The 8,082-nt window shown below is 69.7% G+C and carries 8 protein-coding genes and 1 pseudogene; 5 read left to right on the forward strand and 4 right to left on the reverse strand.

Translation table 11 applies throughout. From position 1 onward, the window contains the following. Positions 1-570 (forward strand): LuxR C-terminal-related transcriptional regulator (locus G3I19_RS32260; RefSeq protein ID WP_239074977.1); only part of this gene is annotated, 570 nt, incomplete at its 5' end. Here the strand turns inward: G3I19_RS32260 and G3I19_RS32265 are convergent. Beyond that, a complete protein-coding gene (locus tag G3I19_RS32265) occupies positions 532-1,026 on the reverse strand; it encodes a MarR family transcriptional regulator (RefSeq protein WP_164267265.1) in 495 nt (164 codons plus the stop codon). The two genes, G3I19_RS32260 and G3I19_RS32265, sit on opposite strands and share 39 nt — an antisense overlap. 103 nt (positions 1,027-1,129) lie before the next feature. On the opposite strand from G3I19_RS32265, the gene G3I19_RS32270 reads away from it, so the two are divergent. The 3 genes from G3I19_RS32270 (at position 1,130) to G3I19_RS32280 (ending at position 3,025) form a co-directional block, all read left to right on the forward strand. Continuing rightward, positions 1,130-1,918, forward strand: coding sequence for a trans-aconitate 2-methyltransferase (locus tag G3I19_RS32270; RefSeq protein WP_164267266.1), 789 nt, complete (start codon positions 1,130-1,132; stop codon positions 1,916-1,918). Further along, positions 1,915-2,277, forward strand: coding sequence for a VOC family protein (locus G3I19_RS32275; RefSeq protein ID WP_164267267.1), 363 nt, complete (start codon positions 1,915-1,917; stop codon positions 2,275-2,277). The genes G3I19_RS32270 and G3I19_RS32275 overlap by 4 nt, the downstream gene beginning before the upstream one ends. Positions 2,278-2,401: 124 nt before the next feature. Further along, a complete protein-coding gene (locus G3I19_RS32280; protein WP_164267268.1) occupies positions 2,402-3,025 on the forward strand; it encodes a Uma2 family endonuclease in 624 nt (207 codons plus the stop codon). 17 nt (positions 3,026-3,042) lie between these two features. Here G3I19_RS32280 and G3I19_RS32285 read toward each other — a convergent pair. From G3I19_RS32285 to G3I19_RS32295, 3 genes and pseudogenes are all read right to left on the reverse strand, one after another. Next, positions 3,043-3,213: pseudogene (locus tag G3I19_RS32285) on the reverse strand (Uma2 family endonuclease); the annotation flags it as partial. Positions 3,214-3,293: 80 nt separating this feature from the next. After that, positions 3,294-3,983 carry a TetR/AcrR family transcriptional regulator gene (locus G3I19_RS32290; protein ID WP_203600799.1) on the reverse strand — a complete coding sequence of 230 codons (690 nt, stop codon included), beginning with the start codon at positions 3,981-3,983 and terminating at the stop codon, positions 3,294-3,296. Continuing rightward, the gene (locus G3I19_RS32295; protein WP_164267269.1) at positions 3,980-4,963 is read right to left on the reverse strand and encodes a fatty acid desaturase; all 984 of its coding nucleotides are present in this window, start codon (positions 4,961-4,963) and stop codon (positions 3,980-3,982) included. The genes G3I19_RS32290 and G3I19_RS32295 overlap by 4 nt, the downstream gene beginning before the upstream one ends. 245 nt (positions 4,964-5,208) lie before the next feature. Between G3I19_RS32295 and ppc the strand changes: the two genes are divergently transcribed. Continuing rightward, positions 5,209-7,944: a phosphoenolpyruvate carboxylase gene (gene ppc / locus G3I19_RS32300; protein WP_164267270.1), complete on the forward strand. Its 2,736-nt coding sequence runs from the start codon at positions 5,209-5,211 to the stop codon at positions 7,942-7,944. Positions 7,945-8,082 lie beyond the last annotated feature (138 nt).

Raw genomic sequence — 8,082 nt, forward strand, 5'->3', positions numbered from 1 at the left:
CTGGACCCGCACGAGTCGCTCACGGTGGTGCACGGCCGCCAGGCGTACGCGACGATGGCCATCCTGCTGCCGCACCGCCCCGCCGAGGAGAACTACGCGGCCCACCGCGCCATGCGCGCCCTGGACACCGCGGACACCGACGCCGTCGTCCCGCTCCCCGGCGCACCGGCCTCCATGGCCCCGCTGGCCCCCCTGCCGCCCGCACTGCTCACCGGTGTCCTGCGGGAGCTGACCTCGGCCCACCGGCACCGCTCCGAGGGCGAGCTGCTGGTCGAGGCGCTGACGCCCCGGGAGCGCGAGGTGCTGCGGTGCATGGTCGCGGGGCTCGGCCGCAAGGCGGTGGCGGAGCGGCTCTTCCTCTCCCCGCACACCGTGCGTACGCATATGCAGAACGTGCTGGGAAAGCTCGGAGTGCACTCCACACTGGCCGCGGTCGCCCTGGCGAGACGGGCGGGAGTCGGGCCTGCGGAGCCAGGACCTGTCCCGCCGGTCCTTGCCGGGCCCGATCCGACCGGACCGACCGGAAAGGGCCTAGGGGATGTTGTCGAACGGGGCGGTCAACTGCCGTAGCAGGCTGGCCAGTTCGCCGCGCTGGGTGCGGGAGAGCTCGGCGAGCAGGGCGCGCTCCTGGGCGAGCAGCCCGGCCAGCGCCTGGTCGGCCCGGTCGCGCCCCTCGTCGGTCAGCCGCACCAGCACTCCGCGCCGGTCACTGGGGTCGGGCAGCCGCTCGACGAGCCCCTTGGTGGCGAGCCGGTCGATGCGGTTGGTCATGGTGCCCGACGTGACCAGGGTCTGGGTCAGCAGCTGTCCGGGGGAGAGCTGGTACGGATCGCCCGCACGTCGCAGCGACGTCAGGACGTCGAACTCCCAGGGCTCCAGACTGTGCTCGGAGAACGCGAGCCTGCGGGCGCGGTCGAGGTGGCGCGCCAGCCTGGATACGCGGCTCAGGACCTCAAGTGGTTCCACGTCGAGGTCGGGGCGCTCGCGACGCCATGCAGCTACCAGCCGGTCGACCTCATCCTCCATGTGGATCAGTGTAGAGGGTCTGTCGACATGAAGTCTCTTGGTGTCGACTATCTCGATCGCAACTATCTTGACATCGAGAGAATTTCCGGGGAATGCTGACCCCATGACCGCACCCACCTGGGATCCGCGCCAGTACCTGCGCCACGCGGACCACCGCACCCGCCCCTTCCACGACCTCCTCGCCCGTATCCCCGGCACCCCTGCCACCATCGCCGACCTCGGCTGCGGCGCCGGAAACGTCACCGCCCTGCTCGCCGACCGCTGGCCGAACGCCCGGATCACCGGCTTCGACAACTCCCCGCAGATGCTGGCGGAGGCCCAGCGGTACGCGGGCCCCCGCCTAGGCTTCGCCCCCGCGGACGCCACCACCTGGACCCCGGCCGAGCCGTACGACCTGCTCGTCTCCAACGCCCTGCTCCAGTGGGTCCCCGGCCACGCGGACCGCTTCCCCGACTGGCTGGACGCCCTCGCCCCCGGCGCCACCTTCGCCTTCCAGGTGCCGGGCAACTTCACCGCACCCAGCCACACGATCCTCGCCGCACTGCGCGAATCCCCGCGCTGGAAATCCCGGCTCTCCGGCGTCGGCGACCGTACGGGAGCGGTCCTGGAGCCCGCCGCCTACCTCTCCCGCCTCACCGGCCTCGGCTGCACCACGGACATCTGGGAGACCACCTACCTCCAGCTCCTCACGGGCGACGACCCGGTCCTCGACTGGGTCAAGGGCACCGCCCTGCGCCCGGTACTCACCGCGCTCGCCGACGACGAGGAGGCCACGGCCGCCTTCCTCACCGAATACCGCGACCTGCTCCGCGAGGCATACCCACCCGGCCCGCACGGCACGGTCTTCCCGTTCCGCCGCATCTTCGCCGTCGCCCGGAAGGACACCCGATGATCACCGCCGTCGACCACGTCCAGCTCGCCGCCCCACCCGGCACCGAGGACACACTCCGCGCCTACTACACACAGGCGCTCGGCATGACGGAGATCCCCAAGCCCCCGCCCCTCGCCGCGCGGGGCGGCTGCTGGTTCCAGGCGGGCCCGGTCCAGCTCCACCTCGGCATGGAAGAGGACCACCGCCCCTCGGCGAAAGCCCACCCGGCGCTGCGCGTCACCGGCATCGAGGCGTACGCACAACGGCTGGAAGCACACGGCGCGCAGGTGAAGTGGGACGGCGACCTGCCGGGCCACCGCCGCTTCTACTCCTGGGACCCGGCCGGTAACCGCATCGAATTCCTGGAGCCGGTGGCCTGACCTCACCCTTTCGGATGATCAGACCGCATCCCGTGCGCACCGGGGTACCGCGCTGCCTAACTTGGCGGTGTCGCTTGTGCCGCTGTGGCGCCCGCGCCCACACTGATGGAGGAGGTGCTTCACGATGACCGCTCTCGCACACGAGGTTTCCCCGGCTGTGGACGACGACCCGGTCTCCGACCTGGACGAGGTCCTCTGGCAGGCGTGGAAAGCCATGGATCTCCCCGAGGGCTACCGGGCCGAGATCATCGAGGGGTCCATCGAGGTGTCACCTACAGGTCGTCGGCGTCATGCCGTGCTCATCAGCCGTATCCGACGGGCGCTCGACGCTCACCTGGCGGGCGGTGACCACGTGCCGCACCAGGACGCGAACGTCATCCACCGCCACAAGTCCTGGATCCCCGACATCTTCATCGCCCCGGTCGATCTGGACGAGATCCCCGACGAGGACGGCCTCGGAGTCGACGCCGCCGGGGTGTCGGCGGTCGTCGAGGTGGTCTCACCCGGCAGGCAGAACGAGCAGCGGGACAGGATCCGCAAGCGCCGCGAGTACGCACGCGCGGGCATCCCGCTCCACATCGTGGTGGACGACCACGACGGCGACGGCACGGTCGTCCTGCTGACCTCGCCCGACGCGAAGAAGGCCGTCTACACGGACGAACACCGCGTCCCGTACGGCTCGGACGCGGTGATCCAGGAGGGCCCGGCGAAGGGCTTCGCCATCGGCGAGGACATCACCAGGGCCTGACGCCTTCCCCGAGCCGGTCAGAGCCGATCGAGCGCGTCCTTCGTGATATCGATGCCCAGGCCGTACGGGACACCGAGCTCGAGCTGGTCGTGGTGGATACCGGTCAGCGCGTACGCCTTGGTCACCGGATCGAGTTCGTACACCCGCACCACCGGATGCCGGCTCTCGCCGGTCGTCTCGACCAGCCAGACGGTAGCGACCGAAAACCACATGAGTCATCACAACGGGTGACGCTCCGGCCTGCGAACCACGGCCGGAACCGGAACCATCAACCCTTCCGGTGGCCTATGAGTCGTGGCTTCGGCTCCAGACCGTCCAGGCCGTGCCACGCCAGATTCACCAGATGCGCCGCCACCTCCGCCTTCGGAGGCTTGCGGACGTCCAGCCACCACTGGCCCGTCAGCGCCACCATGCCCACCAGCGCCTGCGCGTACAGCGGGGCCAGCTTCTGGTCGAAGCCGCGGGCCTTGAACTCCATCCCCAGGATGTCCTCCACCTGGGTGGCGATATCGCTGATCAGCGACGCGAACGTACCCGTCGACTGGGCCACCGGAGAGTCCCGCACCAGGATGCGGAAGCCGTCCGTGTACTCCTCGATGTAGTCCAGCAGCGCGAAAGCCGCCTGCTCGCACAGCTCACGCGGGTGGCCGGCCGTCAGCGAACCCGTCACCAGGTCGAGCAGCTGACGCATCTCACGGTCGACCACCACCGCGTACAGGCCCTCCTTGCCGCCGAAGTGCTCGTACACCACCGGCTTGGACACCCCGGCCTTCGCCGCGATCTCCTCCACCGACGTGCCCTCGAACCCCTTCTCGGCGAAGAGGGTGCGGCCGATGTCCAGCAGCTGCTCGCGGCGTTCCTTCCCGGTCATACGGACCCGGCGCGCACGCCGGGCCGCGGGCGGGCGGTTCTTGCCACCGCTGGTACTGCTGCCTTCGATCGCCACGTCTGTCATCATGCCGTTTCTGTGAGCTCGCTCTTGCGCCGGGCATCGATCCGGGAAGCCGAGGGCCAGCGCACGTCGTACGCCCAGCCCAGCTGCTCGAACCAGCGGATCAGACGCGCGCTGGAGTCCAGCTGGCCGCGCAGGACACCGTGCCGGGCGGACGTCGGGTCCGCATGGTGCAGGTTGTGCCAGGACTCCCCGCAGGACAGGATCGCGAGCCACCACACATTGCCCGAGCGGTCACGCGACTTGAACGGCCGCCTGCCCACCGCGTGACAGATCGAGTTGATCGACCAGGTGACATGGTGGAGCAGCGCCACCCGCACGAGCGAACCCCAGAAGAACGCCGTGAAAGCGCCCCACCACGACATCGTCACCAGACCGCCCACCAGCGGCGGGATCGCCAGCGACACAGCCGTCCAGTAGATGAAGTTCCGCGAGATCCAGCGCAGCGCCGGGTCCTTGATCAGATCCGGGGCGTACTTGTGCTGCGGAGTCTGCTCCTCGTCGAACATCCAGGCCATGTGCGCCCACCACAACCCCTTGAGCAGGGCCGGGAAGGTCTCGCCGTACCGCCACGGCGAATGCGGGTCGCCCTCCGCGTCGGAGAACTTGTGGTGCTTGCGGTGATCGGCCACCCAGCGGACCAGCGGCCCCTCGACGGCCAGCGAACCCATCATCGCCAGCACGATGCGCAGCGGACGCCTGGCCTTGAAAGCGCCATGCGTGAAATACCGGTGGAAACCGATCGTGATGCCATGGCAGCCGACGTAGTACATCACCACGAGCAGACCCAGATCGAGCCAGCTCACACCGCCCCAGCTCCAGGCCAGCGGCACCGCCGCGACCAGAGCGAGGAACGGCACGATGATGAAGAGCAGCAGACCGAACTGCTCCACGGAACCTTTGCTGTCCCCGCCCAGCGTCGCGGAGGGGATGGCTGGTCCTGTCGGGGTCTGGGCGTCGTCGATCAGATCGGGACCAATGGTCATAAGGACGTCCCCCGTGGGGTGAGGAATGCGGCTGATGCCCGGCTACGGTTCCGTAACCTACGGCCTCGTAAGTATGTCAGCGAGCAGCCTCGCGGCAAGAGGGCCGTGGACGCCCCGGCGAGCCGGACAACCGGACACCTATCCTGTGTGCGTGTCGTCGGACAGCGCGGTCCGTTCTGTGACTTCTGGGAATGACACCCAGACCCCCTTTGCCAGTCGTGCCAACACTGCAAGGAGCCGCACCTGTGAGCAGTGCCGACCTGACCCCCAACCCGACCGCCAGCCCCGAGCTGCGCGCCGATATCCGCCGTCTCGGTGATCTGCTGGGCGAGACCCTCGTACGCCAGGAGGGCCCCGAACTCCTCGAACTCGTCGAGCGCGTCCGCGCCCTCACCCGCGAGGACGGCGAAGCAGCAGCCGAGCTGCTCGGAGACACCGACCTGGAGACAGCGGCCAAGCTGGTGCGCGCCTTCTCCACCTACTTCCACCTGGCGAACGTCACCGAGCAGGTACACCGCGGCCGCGAGATGCGCGCCGTACGGGCCGCCGAAGGCGGACTCCTGGCCCGCACAGCGGACCGGCTCAAGGACGCCGACCCCGACCACCTGCGCGACACCGTACGCAACCTCAACGTACGGCCCGTCTTCACCGCACACCCGACGGAAGCCGCACGCCGCTCCGTACTCAACAAGCTGCGCCGCATCGCCGAACTGCTGGAAACACCCGTCATCGAGGCCGACCGACGCCGCCACGACCTGCGCCTCGCCGAGAGCATCGACCTCATCTGGCAGACCGACGAACTGCGCGTCGTACGACCCGAACCCGCGGACGAAGCGCGCAACGCCATCTACTACCTTGACGAACTCCACGCGGGCGCCGTCGGCGACGTCCTCGAAGACCTCGCCGCCGAACTCGACCGCGTCGGCGTCGAGCTGCCCGCGGGCACCCGCCCGCTGACCTTCGGCACCTGGATCGGCGGCGACCGCGACGGCAACCCCAACGTCACCCCCGCCGTCACCTGGGACGTGCTGATCCTCCAGCACGAACACGGCATCACCGACGCCATCGACCTCGTCGACTACCTGCGCGGCCTGCTCTCCAACTCCATCCGCTACACCGGCGCCACCCAGGAACTCCTCGACTCCCTCCAGCTCGACCTGGAACGCCTCCCCGAGATCAGCCCCCGCTACAAGCGCCTCAACTCCGAAGAGCCCTACCGGCTCAAGGCCACCTGCATCCGGCAGAAGCTCGTCAACACCCGCGAACGCCTCGCCAAGGGCACCCCGCACCGCGTCGGCCGCGACTACCTCGGCACCTCCGAGCTCCTCAGCGACCTCACCCTCATCCAGGCATCACTGCGCGACCACCGTGGCGGACTCTTCGCCGACGGCCGGATGGACCGCACCATCCGCACCCTCGCCGCTTTCGGCCTCCAGCTCGCCACCATGGACCTACGCGAACACGCCGACGCCCACCACCACGCACTCGGCCAGCTCTTCGACCGGCTCGGCGAAGAATCCTGGCGCTACGCCGACATGCCCCGCGAATACCGGCAGAAGCTCCTCGCCAAGGAACTCAGGTCCCGGCGCCCGCTGGCCCCCAGCCCCGCCCCCCTCGACGCCGACGGCGAGAAGACACTCGGCGTCTTCCACACCATCAAGCAGGCATTCGAACGCTTCGGCCCCGAAGTCATCGAGTCCTACATCATCTCGATGTGCCAGGGCGCCGACGACGTCTTCGCCGCCGCCGTACTCGCCCGCGAAGCCGGACTCCTCGACCTGCACGGCGGCTGGGCCAAGATCGGCATCGTGCCGCTCCTCGAAACCACCGACGAACTGCGCGCCGCCGACGTCATCCTCGACGAAATGCTCGCCGACCCCTCCTACCGGCGCCTCGTCGCCCTGCGCGGCGACGTCCAGGAGGTCATGCTCGGCTACTCCGACTCCTCCAAGTTCGGCGGCATCACCACCAGCCAGTGGGAAATCCACCGCGCCCAGCGCCGGCTGCGCGACGTCGCCCACCGCTACGGCGTACGGCTGCGGCTCTTCCACGGCCGCGGCGGCACCGTCGGCCGCGGCGGCGGCCCCTCCCACGACGCGATCCTCGCCCAGCCCTGGGGCACCCTCGAAGGCGAGATCAAGGTCACCGAACAGGGCGAGGTCATCTCCGACAAGTACCTGGTCCCCGCACTCGCCCGCGAGAACCTCGAACTGACCGTCGCAGCCACCCTCCAGGCATCCGCGCTGCACACCGCGCCCCGCCAGTCCGACGAGGCACTCGCCCGCTGGGACGCCGCCATGGAGGTCGTCTCCGACGCCGCGCACGCCGCGTACCGCAAGCTGGTCGAGGACCCGGACCTGCCGACGTACTTCCTCGCCTCCACGCCGGTCGACCAGCTCGCCGACCTGCACCTCGGCTCCCGGCCCTCCCGCCGCCCCGGCTCGGGCGTCTCGCTCGACGGACTGCGCGCCATCCCCTGGGTCTTCGGCTGGACCCAGTCCCGCCAGATCGTCCCCGGCTGGTTCGGCGTCGGCTCCGGCCTCAAGGCCCTCCGCGAAGCCGGCCTCGACACCGTCCTGGACGAAATGCACGAACAGTGGCACTTCTTCCAGAACTTCATCTCCAACGTCGAGATGACCCTCGCCAAGACCGACCTGCGGATCGCCAAGCACTACGTCGACACCCTCGTGCCCGACGAACTCAAGCACGTCTACGCCGACATCGAGGCCGAACACGACCTGACCGTCCAGGAAGTCCTGCGCGTCACCGGCGGCCAGAAGCTCCTCGACTCCCACCCGGTGCTCCAGCAGACCTTCGGCATCCGGGACGCCTACCTGGACCCGATCTCCTACCTCCAGGTCTCCCTGCTCGCCCGCCAGCGCGCAGCGGCCGAACGCGGCGAAGAAGCCGACCCGACCCTCGCACGGGCCCTGCTCCTCACCGTGAACGGCGTCGCGGCAGGACTGCGCAACACCGGATGAGCCACCACGGGCCGGGGCGCCGGACATCGGTCCCGCGCCCCGGCCCGCGACCTGTGGTGGCACCACCCGGCGCCACCACAGGGACCGGCGCACCCGAGGCGCGACCGGCGCACCCGCCCCGGGCGCGCGGGGCGGGTG

Source organism: Streptomyces sp. SID10853 (assembly GCF_010548145.1).
In the GTDB taxonomy this organism is placed as follows: Bacteria; Actinomycetota; Actinomycetes; order Streptomycetales; family Streptomycetaceae; genus Streptomyces.

Excerpts from the sequence above, each read along its gene's own strand:
- G3I19_RS32295 (WP_164267269.1), bottom strand. The coding sequence starts at position 4,963 with ATGACCATTGGTCCCGATCTGATCGACGACGCCCAGACCCCGACAGGA.
- G3I19_RS32290 (WP_203600799.1), bottom strand. The coding sequence starts at position 3,983 with ATGATGACAGACGTGGCGATCGAAGGCAGCAGTACCAGCGGTGGCAAG.
- G3I19_RS32265 (WP_164267265.1), bottom strand. The coding sequence starts at position 1,026 with ATGGAGGATGAGGTCGACCGGCTGGTAGCTGCATGGCGTCGCGAGCGC.
- G3I19_RS32280 (WP_164267268.1), top strand. The coding sequence starts at position 2,402 with ATGACCGCTCTCGCACACGAGGTTTCCCCGGCTGTGGACGACGACCCG.
- G3I19_RS32275 (WP_164267267.1), top strand. The coding sequence starts at position 1,915 with ATGATCACCGCCGTCGACCACGTCCAGCTCGCCGCCCCACCCGGCACC.
- G3I19_RS32270 (WP_164267266.1), top strand. The coding sequence starts at position 1,130 with ATGACCGCACCCACCTGGGATCCGCGCCAGTACCTGCGCCACGCGGAC.